General features: G+C 42.9%; 14 protein-coding genes, 17 tRNA genes and 2 pseudogenes. 30 read left to right on the top strand and 3 right to left on the bottom strand.

The features are described from left to right. The first annotated feature begins 4 nt into the window (after positions 1-4). The 17 genes from N8M95_RS07850 to N8M95_RS07770 all read left to right on the top strand — a co-directional run bounded on the left by N8M95_RS07850 (position 5) and on the right by N8M95_RS07770 (position 1,509). A tRNA-Val gene (locus N8M95_RS07850) sits at positions 5-77 on the top strand. A 2-nt stretch (positions 78-79) separates the two neighbouring features. Then, positions 80-152, top strand: a tRNA-Asp gene (locus tag N8M95_RS07845). Positions 153-176: 24 nt separating this feature from the next. Next, a tRNA-Lys gene (locus tag N8M95_RS07840) sits at positions 177-249 on the top strand. A gap of 5 nt (positions 250-254) precedes the next feature. Continuing rightward, positions 255-336: transfer RNA gene (locus N8M95_RS07835), tRNA-Leu, on the top strand. A gap of 18 nt (positions 337-354) precedes the next feature. After that, positions 355-427, top strand: a tRNA-Thr gene (locus tag N8M95_RS07830). A gap of 22 nt (positions 428-449) precedes the next feature. Next, a tRNA-Gly gene (locus N8M95_RS07825) sits at positions 450-521 on the top strand. Between the two features lie 7 nt (positions 522-528). Next, positions 529-614: transfer RNA gene (locus N8M95_RS07820), tRNA-Leu, on the top strand. Positions 615-625: 11 nt separating this feature from the next. Next, positions 626-699: transfer RNA gene (locus tag N8M95_RS07815), tRNA-Arg, on the top strand. A gap of 15 nt (positions 700-714) precedes the next feature. Beyond that, positions 715-788, top strand: a tRNA-Pro gene (locus N8M95_RS07810). Between the two features lie 5 nt (positions 789-793). Then, positions 794-867: transfer RNA gene (locus tag N8M95_RS07805), tRNA-Met, on the top strand. A 13-nt stretch (positions 868-880) separates the two neighbouring features. Then, positions 881-954: transfer RNA gene (locus tag N8M95_RS07800), tRNA-Ile, on the top strand. Positions 955-966: 12 nt separating this feature from the next. After that, positions 967-1,056: transfer RNA gene (locus N8M95_RS07795), tRNA-Ser, on the top strand. 10 nt (positions 1,057-1,066) lie between these two features. Beyond that, positions 1,067-1,140, top strand: a tRNA-Met gene (locus N8M95_RS07790). A gap of 3 nt (positions 1,141-1,143) precedes the next feature. Beyond that, positions 1,144-1,216 (top strand) — tRNA-Phe (locus N8M95_RS07785). A gap of 20 nt (positions 1,217-1,236) precedes the next feature. Further along, positions 1,237-1,307: transfer RNA gene (locus N8M95_RS07780), tRNA-Gly, on the top strand. A gap of 34 nt (positions 1,308-1,341) precedes the next feature. Then, positions 1,342-1,415, top strand: a tRNA-Ile gene (locus N8M95_RS07775). A 6-nt stretch (positions 1,416-1,421) separates the two neighbouring features. Beyond that, positions 1,422-1,509: transfer RNA gene (locus tag N8M95_RS07770), tRNA-Ser, on the top strand. A gap of 187 nt (positions 1,510-1,696) precedes the next feature. Here the strand turns inward: N8M95_RS07770 and birA are convergent. Further along, positions 1,697-2,632 carry a bifunctional biotin--[acetyl-CoA-carboxylase] ligase/biotin operon repressor BirA gene (gene birA / locus N8M95_RS07765; RefSeq protein ID WP_261116952.1) on the bottom strand — a complete coding sequence of 312 codons (936 nt, stop codon included), beginning with the start codon at positions 2,630-2,632 and terminating at the stop codon, positions 1,697-1,699. Between the two features lie 269 nt (positions 2,633-2,901). Here birA and N8M95_RS07760 point away from each other — a divergent pair, with 269 nt between their 5' ends. The 10 genes and pseudogenes from N8M95_RS07760 to pnuC form a co-directional block, all read left to right on the top strand. Beyond that, entirely contained in the window at positions 2,902-4,095 is a 1,194-nt protein-coding gene (locus N8M95_RS07760; protein WP_084950229.1) for an O-antigen ligase family protein, read from the top strand. Between the two features lie 144 nt (positions 4,096-4,239). Continuing rightward, positions 4,240-4,683 carry a MarR family winged helix-turn-helix transcriptional regulator gene (locus N8M95_RS07755; protein ID WP_261116951.1) on the top strand — a complete coding sequence of 148 codons (444 nt, stop codon included), beginning with the start codon at positions 4,240-4,242 and terminating at the stop codon, positions 4,681-4,683. A gap of 31 nt (positions 4,684-4,714) precedes the next feature. Beyond that, positions 4,715-4,909, top strand: a pseudogene (locus N8M95_RS07750) (nuclear transport factor 2 family protein); the annotation flags it as partial. Positions 4,910-4,921: 12 nt separating this feature from the next. Continuing rightward, the gene (locus tag N8M95_RS07745; RefSeq protein ID WP_261116950.1) at positions 4,922-5,650 is read left to right on the top strand and encodes an ATP-binding cassette domain-containing protein; all 729 of its coding nucleotides are present in this window, start codon (positions 4,922-4,924) and stop codon (positions 5,648-5,650) included. Beyond that, a complete protein-coding gene (locus tag N8M95_RS07740) occupies positions 5,643-7,163 on the top strand; it encodes an ABC transporter permease/substrate-binding protein (RefSeq protein WP_261116949.1) in 1,521 nt (506 codons plus the stop codon). Before N8M95_RS07745 ends, N8M95_RS07740 begins: the two co-directional genes overlap by 8 nt. A gap of 336 nt (positions 7,164-7,499) precedes the next feature. Beyond that, a complete protein-coding gene (locus N8M95_RS07735; RefSeq protein ID WP_120718557.1) occupies positions 7,500-8,102 on the top strand; it encodes an ECF transporter S component in 603 nt (200 codons plus the stop codon). After that, a complete protein-coding gene (locus N8M95_RS07730; RefSeq protein WP_261116957.1) occupies positions 8,102-8,893 on the top strand; it encodes an energy-coupling factor transporter transmembrane component T in 792 nt (263 codons plus the stop codon). Before N8M95_RS07735 ends, N8M95_RS07730 begins: the two co-directional genes overlap by 1 nt. Further along, the gene (locus N8M95_RS07725; RefSeq protein WP_020901625.1) at positions 8,869-9,705 is read left to right on the top strand and encodes an ABC transporter ATP-binding protein; all 837 of its coding nucleotides are present in this window, start codon (positions 8,869-8,871) and stop codon (positions 9,703-9,705) included. The genes N8M95_RS07730 and N8M95_RS07725 overlap by 25 nt, the downstream gene beginning before the upstream one ends. Beyond that, complete coding sequence (locus tag N8M95_RS07720; RefSeq protein WP_020901626.1) at positions 9,692-10,492, top strand: energy-coupling factor ABC transporter ATP-binding protein; 801 nt, start codon at positions 9,692-9,694, stop codon at positions 10,490-10,492. Before N8M95_RS07725 ends, N8M95_RS07720 begins: the two co-directional genes overlap by 14 nt. Before the next feature lie 320 nt (positions 10,493-10,812). Then, positions 10,813-11,016 (top strand): annotated as a pseudogene (gene pnuC, locus N8M95_RS07715) (nicotinamide riboside transporter PnuC); the annotation flags it as partial. Positions 11,017-11,182: 166 nt separating this feature from the next. Here the strand turns inward: pnuC and N8M95_RS07710 are convergent. Further along, entirely contained in the window at positions 11,183-11,719 is a 537-nt protein-coding gene (locus N8M95_RS07710; RefSeq protein WP_031237576.1) for a TetR/AcrR family transcriptional regulator, read from the bottom strand. Positions 11,720-11,851: 132 nt separating this feature from the next. Here N8M95_RS07710 and N8M95_RS07705 point away from each other — a divergent pair, with 132 nt between their 5' ends. Next, positions 11,852-12,742, top strand: coding sequence for a cation diffusion facilitator family transporter (locus tag N8M95_RS07705; protein WP_020901629.1), 891 nt, complete (start codon positions 11,852-11,854; stop codon positions 12,740-12,742). A gap of 140 nt (positions 12,743-12,882) precedes the next feature. Here N8M95_RS07705 and galR read toward each other — a convergent pair whose 3' ends face one another. After that, positions 12,883-13,887 carry a DNA-binding transcriptional regulator GalR gene (galR, locus tag N8M95_RS07700; RefSeq protein ID WP_020901630.1) on the bottom strand — a complete coding sequence of 335 codons (1,005 nt, stop codon included), beginning with the start codon at positions 13,885-13,887 and terminating at the stop codon, positions 12,883-12,885. A 164-nt stretch (positions 13,888-14,051) separates the two neighbouring features. Between galR and N8M95_RS07695 the strand changes: the two genes are divergently transcribed. Both N8M95_RS07695 and N8M95_RS07690 read left to right on the top strand, forming a co-directional pair. Next, a complete protein-coding gene (locus tag N8M95_RS07695; protein ID WP_261116948.1) occupies positions 14,052-15,230 on the top strand; it encodes a galactokinase in 1,179 nt (392 codons plus the stop codon). Between the two features lie 18 nt (positions 15,231-15,248). Further along, the gene (locus N8M95_RS07690; protein ID WP_261116956.1) at positions 15,249-16,730 is read left to right on the top strand and encodes a UDP-glucose--hexose-1-phosphate uridylyltransferase; all 1,482 of its coding nucleotides are present in this window, start codon (positions 15,249-15,251) and stop codon (positions 16,728-16,730) included. Positions 16,731-16,763: the final 33 nt, after the last annotated feature.

Here is a 16,763-nt window from a genome sequence, read left to right as displayed (position 1 = left end):
TCTAGGGAGTTTAGCTCAGCTGGGAGAGCATCTGCCTTACAAGCAGAGGGTCAGCGGTTCGATCCCGTTAACTCCCAAAGGTCCCGTAGTGTAGCGGTTATCACGTCGCCCTGTCACGGCGAAGATCGCGGGTTCGATTCCCGTCGGGACCGTTTAAGATAACGTAAGTTATTTTAGACTCGTTAGCTCAGTTGGTAGAGCAATTGACTTTTAATCAATGGGTCACTGGTTCGAGCCCAGTACGGGTCATATATGCGGGTTTGGCGGAATTGGCAGACGCACCAGATTTAGGATCTGGCGCTTAACGGCGTGGGGGTTCAAGTCCCTTAACCCGCATTAAGATATAATAAATGAGCCGGCTTAGCTCAGTTGGTAGAGCATCTGATTTGTAATCAGAGGGTCGCGTGTTCAAGTCATGTAGCCGGCATTTTTAGATAGAAGAAAACAGTGCGAACGTAGTTCAGTGGTAGAACACCACCTTGCCAAGGTGGGGGTCGCGGGTTCGAATCCCGTCGTTCGCTTAGAGAGGCCGGGGTGGCGGAACTGGCAGACGCACAGGACTTAAAATCCTGCGATTGGTAACGATCGTACCGGTTCGATTCCGGTCCTCGGCATAAACTAATGAGCACCCTTAGCTCAACTGGATAGAGTACCTGACTACGAATCAGGCGGTTAGAGGTTCGACTCCTCTAGGGTGCATTTTTCTATTTAACTCGGGAAGTAGCTCAGCTTGGTAGAGTACTTGGTTTGGGACCAAGGTGTCGCAGGTTCGAATCCTGTCTTCCCGATACATGGCGGTGTAGCTCAGCTGGCTAGAGCGTCCGGTTCATACCCGGGAGGTCGGGGGTTCGATCCCCTTCGCCGCTATATTGATCTTGTTGGACCTTTAGCTCAGCTGGTTAGAGCTCTCGGCTCATAACCGAGTGGTCGTAGGTTCAAGTCCTACAAGGTCCATTTAAATAATATGGAGGATTACCCAAGTCCGGCTGAAGGGAACGGTCTTGAAAACCGTCAGGCGTGTAAAAGCGTGCGTGGGTTCGAATCCCACATCCTCCTTTTCTATTAACGCGGGATGGAGCAGCTCGGTAGCTCGTCGGGCTCATAACCCGAAGGTCGTAGGTTCAAATCCTGCTCCCGCAATAAGGCTCGGTAGCTCAGTTGGTAGAGCAATGGATTGAAGCTCCATGTGTCGGCGGTTCGATTCCGTCTCGCGCCATTTTTATTAATAGTATGTATGCGGGTGTAGTTTAGTGGTAAAACTACAGCCTTCCAAGCTGTTGTCGCGAGTTCGATTCTCGTCACCCGCTTTGAACTTTGTTCAATTACCAAGTTTTTTAACTTGGGCGCGTAGCTCAGGTGGTTAGAGCGCACGCCTGATAAGCGTGAGGTCGGTGGTTCGAGTCCACTCGTGCCCATTAATAGGAGAATTACTCAAGAGGCTGAAGAGGACGGTTTGCTAAATCGTTAGGTCGGGTAACTGGCGCAAGGGTTCGAATCCCTTATTCTCCGTTTGTATGAGGGTTTATAACCCTCTTTTTTTATATTTTTAAGAATAGTAGAATAAAAACTTCAGATTTGTAAAACTTAATTGGATTACTTATCTGAAGTTTTTTTGGGCTCTTTGTCAACTGTAGTGGGCTGCAGAAAAGCTAAAATCTTTATATATTGTCGATTTTATGGTTGTGCTAGTTTATTATTACTTCCAACTCTTGAGTGAAATTTCTCCGCTATTGAGCCAGATTTCTTTTCCGTTATCACATTGAACTAAAAGTTTGCCATTTTCTGAGATATCTTTAGCCAGTCCCTTGTGGTCTTTTTGATCTAGTGTAAAAGTAACTTCTTTTCCTAGAACGAATGACTGTTTTTTGTATAGGTATAATAGTTCTTCTGCTGGTGTTTCGAAGAAAGTGCGCAAGATTTCTATGATTAATTCATTTCTGGTAATAGGTGCTGGTGTTTTAAATAAACTAGCAGCTTTTTCTTTTAATTCTTGAGGGAAGTTTTTAATAGCAAAGTTGATTCCTACTCCAATAATGATATCTGTGACTAAGCCAGTTTCTACAGACGTCATTGCCTCAGTAAGGATTCCTCCAATTTTATGATTGTTTAGGTAGATATCATTGACCCATTTTATGTCGACATCTATTAATGTTAGGTTCTTAATGGCTTTGTAGATAGCTCCTGCTACAAGTAGTGTGTAGGATGGTAATTGGTCATAGGGGAGATTGGGTTTAAGATGGAGGGTCATATAAATGCCACCTTGTGGGGAGTAGAAGGAGCGTTGAAAACGGCCTCGTCCTGCTGTTTGATAGGAAGCTAGATAGAGGGTGTTTGCTTCATTTCCTAAATCAATTGCTTCTTTTGCATCGAGTTGTGTTGATCTTGTTTCGGGTTTAAAACTGACTTTAATTGGAAGGTTTTCTTCTAGAATCTCTGGAAGAATAAGGTCTCCACTCACCAGTTTATAGCCTTTGTTTTTGATACTATCAATTTCAATGCCTTCTTGTTCTAGCCGCCTGATGGCTTTCCAAATTGATGTTCGGCTGAGGGATAGTTCTTCTGCGATTTTTTCTCCGCTGATATAGTTGGCATCTTTAGCTAGAATTTGGTAGACAGCTTGGTAAGATTTCATAGTGTTTCCTTTCTTTAGGAATAGTATCTGATTTGAATCTAGTTTGGCTAGTTGCTTAATTACTACTATTTTAACATATGCCTAGTATTTACGGTATGATTTTCTTAGAGTAAATGTAGTCATTAAGCTTGAGGTGTGAAATCTCAGTATTTTTGCTCCTTTTTTAACTAGGAAGCGTTTCCTTTGTTTTCAAATTGCTAAAAAAGTGGTACAATATAGGATAGCTTACTATTATCTGAATCAACTGATTTGGAGAGAAAGGATTCATTTTGAAATCAATAGGCTTTATTGAAAAGCTGAAAGGGTTGTCTAGTAAAGAGCTGATTTTATTGGGAATTATCCTGAGTATCTTTTTACCCTTTTATCTTTTTGTAGTTGTATTCTGTTTATATATTATCAGTTTAATTTTCACAGGAGACATGAAAAGTATTCTTCAGAAAATGGGGGAGCATCCGATGCTGCTTCTTTTTCTTGGCTATAGTACTGTTATATCCGTTTTTGCACAAAATTGGATGGGAGTTGTGGCTTCAGTAGGAATTTTTCTATTTACTGTTTTCTTTTTGCATTATCAGTCGATTTTATCACATAAATTCTTTCGATTGATTTTGCAGCTCGTCTTGTTTGGTAGCGTCTTGTCAGCTGCTTTTGCGAGTTTAGAACATTTCCAAATTGTGAAGAAATTCAACTATGCTTTTCTTTCACCCAATATGCAGGTGTGGCATCAGAATCGTGCAGAAGTGACCTTCTTTAATCCTAATTATTATGGAATTATTTGTTGTTTCTGTATAATGATTGCTTTCTATCTGTTTACAACGACCAAATTGAATTGGTTGAAAGTATTCTGTGTGTTTGCAGGCTTTGTGAATCTCTTTGGTTTGAACTTTACGCAAAATCGAACTGCCTTTCCTGCTATTATCGCTGGAGCCATTATTTATCTCTTTACGACCATTAAAAACTGGAAGGCCTTTTGGCTTAGTATTGGGGTCTTCGCAATCGGATTGAGTTTCCTCTTTTCTAGTGATTTAGGAGTTCGGATGGGGACTTTAGACTCTTCTATGGAAGAACGCATTTCTATCTGGGATGCTGGGATGGCCTTGTTTAAGCAAAATCCTTTTTGGGGTGAGGGGCCATTGACCTATATGCATTCGTATCCTCGGATAAATGCTCCTTATCATGAACATGCTCACAGCCTTTATATTGATACGATTCTGAGTTACGGAATTGTGGGGACCATTTTATTAGTTTTGTCTTCTGTTGCTCCTGTTCGCTTGATGATGGATATGAGTCAGGAGTCGGGGAAACGTCCGATTATCGGTCTTTATCTATCTTTCCTTACAGTGGTTGCTGTGCATGGAATCTTTGACTTGGCCCTTTTCTGGATTCAGTCAGGTTTCATTTTCTTGCTAGTTATGTGCAGCATTCCATTGGAGCATCGAACTTTGGTATCGGACATGACGGATTAAGTTTATAAGATTGAAATCTTCTACCTTGAGTAGGAGATTTTTTACTGAGAAAAATTAGTTCTAAATCGAAATAATTGACAATTAGAATAATAAGTACTATAATATTTTTTATTCGTATCGATATGGAAATAAATTGGAGATTTCATGAAATATTGTCATTTGGTAGCCCATCATATTCGTTTGTTGAATGGGCGGATTTTTCAAAAGTTACTAAGACAAGACCCTGACTCTCTTTATCGGAGTGAGCAGGGAAAGATTTTAGCGGTTTTATGGAATAGTGAGACAGGCTGTGCTACAGCGACAGACATTGCGCTTGCGACTGGGCTTGCTAATAATACGCTGACGACTATGATAAAAAATCTAGAGGAACAAAATCTTGTAACTGTCAGTCCGTGTGGAGAAGATAAGCGTAAGAAGTATTTAGTTTTAACAGAGTTGGGCAAGTCTCAGAAAGAAGTTGGGCAACGTGTCAGTCAGAGATTGGATACTATCTGTTACAAAGGATTTTCAGAAGAGGAAATTCGTCAGTTTGAAGGTTTTCAAGAAAGAATTTTGGCTAATCTGAAAGAGCAGGAAAATGAGGTTTAAGATAGATCAAATTAGCTGTTTATAAGCAAAGGTCACTTTTGACTTTGTTTTCCAACTCTTAGGACAAGGAAACTACGTGGTTAGCTCTGATCAGACTCAGATTGATGGTGATGCCTGTGCCCAGTACGATATTTTCCGTCTAGAAAACGGGAAAATTTTGTAGTATTGGAATAATAAGGAAGTTTTGCCTAGGATAGAAGCCTTGACCAATAGAGATAAGTTTTAAAAGAGGAAGAACATGATTGAATACAAAAATGTAGCGCTACGCTATACAGAAAAAGATGTTTTGAGTGATGTCAATTTACAGATTGAGAATGGGGAGTTCATGGTTTTAGTTGGGCCTTCTGGGTCTGGTAAGACGACCATGATCAAGATGATTAACCGTCTTTTGGAACCAACTGATGGAAATATATACATGGATGGCAAGCGCATCAAAGACTATGATGAGCGTGAGCTTCGTCTTTCTACTGGTTATGTTTTACAGGCCATTGCTCTGTTTCCCAATCTAACGGTTGCGGAAAATATTGCCCTCATTCCTGAGATGAAGGGCTGGAGCAAGGAAGAAATTGCTCAGAAAACAGAAGAGCTTTTGGCTAAGGTTGGTTTACCAGTAGCTGAGTATGGGCATCGACTTCCGAGTGAATTATCTGGTGGAGAACAGCAGCGAGTTGGTATTGTTCGAGCTATGATTGGTCAGCCTAAGATTTTGCTTATGGATGAACCTTTTTCAGCCTTGGATGCTATTTCGAGAAAACAGTTGCAGGTTCTGACTAAAGAATTGCATAAAGAGTTTGGGATGACAACGATTTTTGTAACCCATGATACGGATGAAGCCTTGAAGTTGGCGGACCGTATTGCCGTTTTGCAGGATGGAGAGATTCGTCAGGTGGCGAATCCCGAGACAATTTTAAAAGCGCCTGCCACAGACTTTGTTGCAGACTTGTTTGGAGGTAGCATTCATGACTAATTTAATTGCAACTTTTCAGGATCGTTTTGGTGATTGGGTGACAGCCCTATCTCAACATTTGCAGTTGTCACTTTTGACCTTGTTACTAGCTATTTTGCTTGCTATTCCCTTGGCTGTTTATCTTCGCTATCATGAGAAGTTGGCGGATTGGGTCTTACAGATTGCAGGGATTTTCCAGACCATCCCGTCATTGGCCTTGTTGGGACTCTTTATCCCCTTGATGGGGATTGGGACTTTACCAGCTTTGACAGCTCTAGTGATTTATGCGATTTTTCCGATTTTGCAAAATACCATCACTGGGCTGAAGGGAATTGATCCGAGCCTGCAAGAGGCTGGGATTGCCTTTGGGATGACCAGATGGGAGAGACTCAAGAAGTTTGAAATTCCACTTGCCATGCCTGTTATCATGTCTGGGATTCGGACGGCAGCGGTCTTGATTATTGGTACGGCAACCTTGGCGGCCTTGATTGGTGCAGGGGGACTAGGTTCCTTTATCCTTTTGGGAATTGATCGTAATAATGCCAGTCTGATTTTGATTGGGGCCCTTTCTTCTGCAGTGTTGGCCATTGCCTTTAACTTCCTACTAAAAGTGATGGAAAAGGCAAAATTACGGACGATTTTCTCTGGTTTTGCCTTGGTGACGCTATTGCTTGGTCTGTCTTATAGTCCAGCTCTTTTGGCTCAAAAAGAGAAAGAGAACCTGGTTATTGCTGGGAAAATAGGTCCAGAACCAGAAATTTTGGCCAACATGTATAAGTTACTGATTGAAGAAAATACCAGTATGACTGCGACTGTTAAACCGAATTTTGGGAAAACAAGTTTCCTTTATGAAGCTTTGAAAAAAGGTGATATTGACATCTATCCTGAATTTACTGGTACGGTGACTGAAAGTTTGCTTCAACCATCACCCAAGGTTAGTCATGAGCCAGAGCAGGTTTATCAGGTGGCGCGTGATGGCATTGCCAAGCAGGATCATCTAGCCTATCTCAAACCTATGTCTTATCAAAATACCTATGCTGTAGCTGTTCCGAAAAAGATTGCTCAAGAATATGGTTTGAAGACCATTTCGGATTTGAAAAAAGTAGAAGGGCAGTTGAAGGCAGGTTTTACACTTGAGTTTAATGACCGTGAAGATGGCAATAAGGGCTTACAATCAATGTATGGTCTCAATCTCAATGTAGCTACGATGGAACCAGCCCTTCGCTATCAGGCTATTCAGTCAGGTGATATTCAAATCACGGACGCCTATTCGACTGATGCGGAATTGGCGCGTTATGATTTGCAGGTCTTGGAAGATGACAAGCAACTCTTCCCACCTTATCAAGGAGCGCCACTCATGAAAGAAGCTTTGCTTAAGAAGCATCCTGAGTTGGAGAAAGTTCTCAATAAATTGGCTGGTAAAATTACTGAAAGCCAGATGAGTCAGCTCAACTACCAAGTCGGTGTTGAAGGCAAGTCAGCAGAACAAGTAGCCAAGGAGTTTCTACAAGAACAAGGTTTGTTGAAGAAATAACTTAAAAATGCTGAACTCAACTTCCTTAAACGACTAAATAGAAGAATGCTCAGACAATTTCGTCTGAGCATTTTTATGTTAGAGTTATTAAATGTCCTCTAAAATGGAAAGAAAGAGAAAATTTTCAGGATTTTCTAAAATTTCACTGTAAATACACTTGACTATTCACAAAATAAGTGTATAATGTGTTGTGAACTACTTAACAAATAAAGATTTCCAGCTTATGTCGACTAAGGATGGAAATCTTGTGTATAGACAGTTCAGTAAATATATAATAGAGCGTTGCGTCCGAAAGTCTATCCAGACACGGCTCTTTAAAAACAAAAGGAGAAGATTATGAAAACAGAACCGATTCATCGTACCAGTATGTGGAAATTTAAGTTAAGTGCTGCCACCATGACTTTGATTCCCGCTGCCGTGGGGATTAACTATGTTGCCAAAGCCTTGGCGGAGGGGTTAAAGTTGCCCGTTTGGCTGGGGTCTTTGGGAACCTTTCTTACCAGCATGTTGGCTGGGCCGGTTGCCGGTGCCATTAGTGGTTTCATCAACAACGTGATCTATGGGCTGACCTTATCGCCAATTTCAACCGTGTATGCGATTACCAGTATCGGAATTGGGATTGCTGTCGGAGTTTTGCACGCCAATGGGTGGTTCTCGTCAGCGCGACGAGTATTTGTTTCTGCTATTATTATTGCCATCGTTTCAGCTGTCATTTCAACGCCTCTCAATGTCATCTTTTGGGGTGGTCAGACCGGTATCGCTTGGGGTGACTCATTGTTTGCGGTAATGGTCGCCAATCATGTACCAGTGTGGCTGGCCTCATTTACCGATGAGTTTGTCTTGGATATTTTGGATAAAGTCTGCGTGGCCTACCTGGCATTCTTCATCTATCGTCAGCTGCCGAAGCGGATGGAGCACTTCTTTAGAGATGATAAATGATGACTGATAAAACATTGATTTCTGGAGCGCCACGGGACAAGCTCAAGTGGTACCAGGTGATCGATCCGATTACTAAGCTCTTGTTCATCTTGGACATGACGTTGTTGAGCTTTGCCAGTATGAATTTATTGCTTCAGGCCGGATTAATTCTTGTCGCAACACTGCTATTGTTATTTTCCAAATTGAGTTCTACCACCTTTAAGGCGCTGGGATTCAGCCTGTTTCTGATTTGCACCATGCTGATCATCCAAGGGTTATTTTACAGTCGGAATCAAACTGTGCTGTTTTCTGTGCTTGGGGTGTCGTTCTACAAAGAAGGCCTGATTTACGCCACCACTCTGGGTTGTCGAGTATTGGTGATTATTTTGACCAGTGGCTTTTTTATGGTGACCACGAGTATTTCAGAAAACGCGGCCTATTTGGAACTGTCCGGATTGTCTTATAAAACCGTCTACGTTTTGATGTCGGTGTGTTATATTTTGCCGGAAATGATGCGCAATATGCGGAAAATCCAGCAGGCACAAAAAGTTCGCGGAACCAATCCGCAAAAAACGTTGATTCAGAAATTAAAGTCAGTCCTGCCGGTTCTAATTCCATTGGTGATTAAGACCTTGGATCAATCGATGACGCGGTCGATTTCTCTTCAACTGAGAGGTTTTGATAATCTCAACCGGACTGTCAGAACCTCCCAGCGCGTGTATCGCCTGTCGCGGACGCTGCACATTGGTCTGACTGGATTGGCAATTTTATTGATTGGGTGGAAGATATGGACGAAGATAAACGGATTGTAATTGAAAATTTGACCACCCGTTATCCGGGTACTGAGCAACCACAACTGCGTCAGATTAACGCGGAGGTTCATACCGGCCAGGTGGTTGGGATTATCGGGAATAGCCACTCCGGCAAATCGACTTTGTGCCGTGTACTGGCAGGGGTCATTCCCAAAATTGTGTCTGCTGAGATTGAGGGCGACTGGCACATGTTTGGCCAGCGAGTGTCCGACAATTGGCCCGTTTATAATGCCATGAATGGAGTTGTACTGCAAAATCCAGCTGGCCAACTAAGCGGGTTGGCAGACACGGTTGCCGATGAAATCGCCTTTGACTTGATTAATCAGGGAATGGCTGAAGGACTGATTCAAAAACGGGTTGAAGAAGTTGCCACGCAAATGGGGTTGATTGAACAGCTGAATTTGCGTCCCGAGAGCCTTTCCGGTGGTCAGATCCAGCGGTTGGCAATTGCCACGGCGATTGTGGCTAATCCGGCTGTTTTGATTATGGATGATCCGACCAGTGAGATGGATCCCCTTGGCCGCCGGCAATTTTTCCAATGGCTGGCCCAAGTCAAAGAGACGACTGTCTTCATTGTCACCAGTGAAATTGACGATTTGTGCGAAGTCGCCGACGTTGTGTGGGTGCTGCACGAGGGTCAAATGGTAGCCCAGGGCAGGCCGGGTGAGGTGTTTAATCATTTGGTAGCTGACTGGCAGATTCCAGCCCCGACAATCCAGCAACTTGCTCAAAAAATGGATTGGCACTTGGCTGATGGCCGGTATCCGGTGAATTACGCTGATCTGAAGGAGGTTCGTTATGTCCACAATTGAACTGAGCCACCTGACGTTCACTTATCCGGAACGGTCCTTTAGCTTGGATGTTGAAGACAAACACTTCGCCGATCCGATGGTGGCGATTGTCGGCCAAAATGGTGCCGGCAAATCAACGCTCTTCAAATTGTTGACGGGCTTACTGACACCACAAACCGGTGTGATTAAGATCGATGGAGAAAATTTTAATGATCTTAAACCAGTCGAAAAGTTACTGAAGGTTGGGATTACTTTTCAGAATCCTGACGATCAGCTTTTCAATCCGAACGTTCAACGAGAGGTGGAGTGGAGTGTTGCGCAGGTCATGGATGACCACGACACGATTACGAGGCGGGCTTTAGAGGCTCTAAAAAGAGTTGGCTTGGATGATAAAACAGCTGAAAGTCCATATGACCTGTCATTGTCGGAACGCAAGCTGTTGAGCGTTGCCACAGTTTTGGCAGTGGATCCGGCGATTTATTTATTTGATGAGCCGATGATGTCGCTTGATTGGGAAAGCCGGCGCAAGTTGACCGCAATTTTCCATCAGTTGGCTGATTCGGGCCACCAAGTTGTGACCATCACCCATGACATGGATTGGGTCGCCGCCGAGTTTGAGTCGGTATATGTTATGGAACACGGGAAGTTTAGCTTCGCCGGCAGTCCACGGGAATTGTTCAGCGATCGCGAACTTGTCCAGCGAGTGGGATTACTACCACCACGGATTATGGACATAGCGGAGTCGCTGGGTGATTCACAGACATATTTATCGGTTAATGATTATTGCCAGAAAAATCGAGATGTATAGAAAAAGTCACCTCTGCGGGTTTTCCAGGTTGAAGGATTAACTTCAACTTCTGGCAAGAACTCACATGGGTGACTTTTGTGTTTAATAACGTTTCATGATCATCGGGTGCTTCCTCAGATCACTCGGTTTGATTTTACTTTGTTTCATGGTCATAATCATATACCATTTCTTTTGGATTTTTTGTTTGACTAATACAAAATAGGTCTTCATAGGTCTTCGCATTTTTAGCGCCCATTAGGATCATCAGTATAATTTTCTGAATTAGGAGACTGTCCCATCACTATTCGAACTTCGTCTCCCAACTTACGCTGTTCTCATTCAATGGTGTAGGCCAAATCCTCATGACAGCTGTTTACCGTGAACAATGGATATTCTGGGCAGCAACTAATGTCTTTTCAATCTATCTCTGGTGGGGAGAAAGCCTGCAAATCCAAGGGAAATACTTGATTTATCTCATTAACAGTATAGTTGGTTGGTATCAATGGAGCAAGGCTGCTAAGCAGAATACGGATTTACCTAACTAAGAATAGATGTTTGAAAGTACTGTTTTAAGTTTTGGGATAAAACAGACAGAGTTGATAATCAAGGATTTTATATTATGAAAAAGAGGATCGGCGGGTCCTCTTTTGTTGTTGAAAAGATAAAAAACTCAGTAACCAAGAAATAAGGCAACTGAGCTCTATTTGCTATTCAATTTTTAGGAATGAGAAGGTCTAGATAAAATTGGACAACTTCCTGGTCTGTAAAGTCTTGTCCTTTTTTGAGCCACCAGGTCAATGTCTCGACAAAGTTAGACACGACTAAGTGTTGGAGGTAAGAAGTAGGTAGATTAGGGTGAGCTTCTTTTAAATCATTAGCCATCAGGGAATAGACATGGTGTTCTAGCTCTTTATGGAGTTGACGGAGGAAGTAGTCATTTTTGGAAAATAGCAGACTGGTGATATGGTCTTGATTTTTCTGAAAATGCAGAAAGAGGTGGGCGAGATAATCCTCGGTTGAAATGGACTCCTCTCTTTCAAAGAGGTGATGGAAGAGGTAGCGGCAAAGCTCGTCCAGAAGTAGTTCCTTGCTCTCATAGTGACAGTAAAAGGTGGATCGTCCCACATCTGCGAGATCAATGATATCCTGAACTGTAGTGGATTCGTAGCCCTTCTCGTTCAAAAGTTGTAGAAAAGCTTGATAGATGGCTTTTTTTGTTTTGCTGATACGGCGGTCAATATTAGTCATATGGACATTTGAGGCAAATTGTTCAGAACTGAATAAAGCTGACATTTTGCTTCTATCCTTTCTTTGAGTTTTAGTAGATAATAATAATGAACAAGGTGTTCATAAATCTATTATAACAAAGGAATGAGAAAGATGAAGGCAAAATATACTGTTTGGGTAGCTTTTTTCTTAAATTTAAGCTATGCTATTGTTGAGTTTATCGCAGGAGGCATCTTTGGTTCGAGTGCTGTTCTTGCTGATTCTGTCCATGACTTGGGAGATGCTATAGCTATTGGCATATCGGCCTTTTTAGAAACAATCTCAAATAGAGAAGAAGATAGGCAGTACACCTTGGGTTACAAGCGATTTAGTCTTTTAGGGGCACTTGTGACTGCTGTGATTCTTATCACAGGATCCATCCTAGTGATTTTGGAAAATATAACTAAACTTTTTAATCCACAGCCCGTTAATGATGAAGGTATCCTCTGGCTAGGGATCATTGCAGTCAGTATTAATGTGCTAGCTAGTCTAGTAGTTCGCAAGGGAAAGACAAAGAACGAGTCAATTCTCAGCCTGCACTTTTTTGAAGATACTCTTGGTTGGTTGGCTGTCATTCTAATGGCGATTATCCTCCGATTTACAGATTGGTATATTCTTGATCCGCTCTTATCTCTTGTCATTTCCATCTTCATTCTAACAAAAGCCATTCCACGTTTTTGGTCTACACTCAAGATTTTCTTGGACGCTGTGCCGGAAGGAGTAGAGACTGGTGATTTGGAGAAGGATTTGGATGCTCTGACCAATGTCAAAAGTGTCAATCAACTTAGTATTTGGTCCATGGATGGTCTGGAAAATAATGCCATTATCCATCTCTGTTTAGAAGATTGGGAGCAGATGACGGAAACAAAGAATCAAGTGCGTCAGCTCTTAGAAGAAAGAGGTGTGCAGAATATTACAATCGAAGTGGATACCAGCCAAAGCAATCATGCGCAACATAAGCGGAGGGTAACAGCCTTAGAGCAACCCCATGGGCATCAACACTAGAAAAGAGGCTGGGGAAAAGTCTTTAAAAGTGAAAAGCGCATAGTGTCAGGCATTAAAAAAACTTGATACTATGCGTTTTATTGTGGGGACATTTACTTCATTTTATCTTGAAATTTAGTTTTTGCCTAGATTCTAATATCTTAATCATTCCTTGTACTTTCTCTTAAAGTCAGTCTGGTTCCCAGCATAGTCAGGCTAGGTATTTTGCGACCGTGGAGTACTTCCTTGTTAAGAATATCCATCCCTGCTCGGCCCATTTCTTCGGTATATACGGTGATGCTGGAGAGGGGAGGATAGACTTGCTTGGTCAGGCTGGTGTCATTAAAGGAAATAAGGCTGACTCGGTCTGGTAGGCTGATTCCAGCTTCTTGGAGGGCACGGAGGGCACCGATGGCTAAACTATCACTGGCAGCAAAAAATGCTGGTGGCAGTTGGTCTCCTAAGCTCTGAATGGCCTCTTTCATTAAGTCATAGCCAGACTGGGCAGTAAAGCTTCCTTGAAAGACCAGTTCATCATGATAGATTCCTTTTGTTTGACTGTAGTTCTTAAAATTTTCCAGACGTTTATCCTGAATGATTTCTTCTTGGTCTGTTGTCTCCTCAAGACCTGTTAGAATCCCGATACGGTCCATCCCTTGATTGAAGAAATAATCGACAATTTGTTTCATGGCAGTGTAAAAATCCGTGATAATACAAGTATGTCCTAGTGAAAGTGTATCGCTGTCTAGAAAGACAAGAGGCTTTTGGTATTCTTCGAAGGCGGTAATCTGAGCTCGACTAAATTTTCCGATGCAGAGAATTCCAATCACCTCCTCGCTTAGTGTAAAAGGATGGTCATTAAAATAGCGCAAGATATCATAGTCCAGTTCTTGGGCTCTTTTTTCTATGCCTAGGCGAATCTGGTAGTAGTAGAGGTCGTCCAGCTCCCCTTGTTCACTGACCCATTGGATAATGGCAATCTTTTGCTTAGGCTTGTGTGACTCGCCTGTCTTGAGGTGCTTGGTGTAGCCCAGCTCTTCAGCAACGGTTAAAATACGGTGTCTGGTTTCTTCTGTAACAGATAGGCTCTGGTCGCGATTGAGGACGCGGGATACGGTCGCGATAGAGACAGAGGCTAGCTGTGCAATGTCTTTTAAGGTAGCCATAAATCCTCCTTCTTTTAAGTTAGTATATCATATTTTTCTACCTTTTACCGATAGTTTAGTAAAATTTTAGTAAAAAGGATTGACCTTGGGAAATCCCTTGGATACAATAGAAGAAAACGATTACACGTTAAGGTGACTTAACGGACAGTAAAAGGAGAAATCATATGACACAACATCTTACTACTGAAGCCCTTCGTAAAGACTTTATTGCCGTTTTTGGTCAAGAAGCGGACCAAACCTTCTTTTCACCTGGCCGCATCAATTTAATTGGTGAACACACGGACTACAACGGTGGGCACGTTTTTCCTGCTGCTATTTCCTTGGGAACTTATGGGGCGGCTCGCAAGCGTGACGACCAAGTCTTGCGTTTCTACTCAGCTAACTTTGAGGACAAGGGCATCATCGAGGTGCCTCTCGCTGACCTCAAGTTTGAAAAAGAGCATAACTGGACCAATTATCCAAAAGGTGTCCTTCATTTCTTGCAAGAAGCAGGCCATGTCATTGACAAAGGGTTTGATTTCTATGTCTTTGGGAATATCCCAAATGGTGCTGGCTTGTCTTCTTCAGCATCCCTTGAACTCTTGACAGGAGTCGTGGCAGAGCATCTCTTTGATTTAAAATTAGAGCGTCTCGATTTGGTTAAAATTGGAAAACAAACAGAAAATAACTTTATCGGAGTCAACTCTGGTATCATGGACCAATTTGCTATTGGTATGGGGGCTGATCAACGTGCTATTTACCTTGATACCAACAACTTAGAGTATGATTTGGTGCCACTTGATTTGAAGGACAATGTCGTTGTTATCATGAACACTAACAAACGCCGTGAATTGGCGGATTCTAAATACAATGAACGTCGTGCTGAGTGTGAAAAAGCAGTGGAAGAATTGCAAGTTGCTTTAGATATTCAGACCTTGGGTGAATTGGATGAGTGGGCCTTTGACCAATACAGCTATCTGATTAAAGATGAAAATCGTTTGAAACGTGCTCGCCATGCTGTGCTTGAAAACCAACGTACCCTCAAAGCTCAAGTAGCCCTTCAAGCAGGAGATTTGGAAACATTTGGTCGTTTGATGAATGCGTCACACGTTTCTCTGGAGCATGACTATGAAGTAACTGGTTTGGAATTGGATACTCTTGTTCACACAGCTTGGACACAAGAAGGAGTTCTCGGTGCTCGTATGACAGGGGCAGGTTTTGGCGGATGTGCCATTGCCTTGGTGCAAAAAGATTCTGTCGATGCCTTTAAGGAAGCTGTTGGCAAACACTACGAGGAAGTAGTTGGCTACGCTCCAAGCTTCTATATCGCTGAAGTTGCAGGTGGCACTCGCGTCCTTGACTAGTCAAAAGGAGGCTTTATGGTGACCTTAGTAGATAAATTTGTAACACATGTCATTTCTGAAAGTTCATTTCAGGAAATGGATCGAATCTACCTGACCAATCGTGTCTTGGCACGAGTGGGAGATGGTGTTTTGGAAGTTGAGACCAATCTGGATAAATTGATTGATCTCAAGGACCAGCTGGTTGAGGAAGCCGTTCGACTAGAGACGATTGAGGATAGTCAGACTGCGCGTGAAATCCTTGGTGCTGAATTGATGGACTTGGTGACCCCTTGTCCGAGTCAGGTTAATCGTGACTTTTGGGCAACCTACGCCCAGTCTCCTGAGCAAGCGATAGCGGATTTCTACCAACTCAGTCAGAAGAATGACTACATCAAACTCAAGGCCATTGCTAAAAATATCGCTTATCGTGTTCCGTCTGATTACGGTGAACTTGAAATTACCATCAACCTCTCTAAGCCTGAAAAGGATCCCAAAGAGATTGCGGCAGCCAAGTTGGTGCAAGCTAGTAATTATCCTCAGTGTCAGCTCTGTATTGAAAATGAAGGCTACCATGGTCGAGTCAACCACCCAGCCCGTAGCAACCACCGTATTATCCGTTTTGAAATGGCTGGTCAGGAGTGGGGCTTCCAGTATTCGCCCTATGCTTACTTTAATGAGCATTGTATTTTCTTAGATGGCCAGCATCGTCCCATGGCCATTAGTCGTCAGAGTTTTGAACGTCTGCTGGCTATCGTAGAGCAGTTTCCAGGATATTTTGCTGGCTCTAATGCCGACTTGCCGATTGTGGGGGGGTCTATTCTCACCCATGACCACTATCAGGGAGGCCGTCACGTGTTTCCTATGGAATTGGCTCCCTTGCAAAAGACCTTCCGATTTGCTGGTTTTGAGCAGGTAAAGGCAGGGATTGTCAAGTGGCCTATGTCAGTGTTGCGTTTGACCTCGGATTCTAAAGAGGAATTGATCAACTTGGCTGATAAGATTTTGCTGGAATGGCGTCAGTATTCAGATTCTGCAGTGCAGATCTTGTCAGAAACAGACGGCACACCACACCATACCATCACACCGATTGCCCGTAAACGCGATGGACAGTTTGAGTTGGACTTGGTCTTGCGGGACAATCAGATTTCTGCAGAACATCCTGATGGCATCTATCATCCTCACAAGGATGTCCAACATATCAAGAAGGAAAATATCGGCTTGATTGAGGTCATGGGCTTGGCTATCCTGCCACCACGTCTGAAAGAAGAAGTGGAGCAAGTCGCTAGCTATCTCGTGGGAGAAGCTGTTACAGTTTCCGATTATCATCAGGAATGGGCAGACCAACTTAGAGCCCAATATCCAGCCCTAACAGATAAAGAAAAAGCCCTTGAAATCGTCAAGGACTCTGTTGGTGCTATCTTTGCGCGTGTGCTTGAGGACGCAGGAGTCTACAAGCAGACAGAACAAGGACAGGCAGCCTTTATGCGCTTTGTGGAGCAGGTCGGAATTTTGCCAGACTAGGAGCTTTCTCCTTGCACAGTCCTATAAAAAGTA

Origin of the sequence: Streptococcus mitis (genome assembly GCF_946190325.1) — a bacterium.
GTDB lineage: Bacteria > Bacillota > Bacilli > Lactobacillales > Streptococcaceae > Streptococcus > Streptococcus mitis_CF.
The sequence above is the reverse complement of the archived record's forward strand: the minus strand, read 5'-3'. Positions and strand labels throughout refer to the sequence as shown.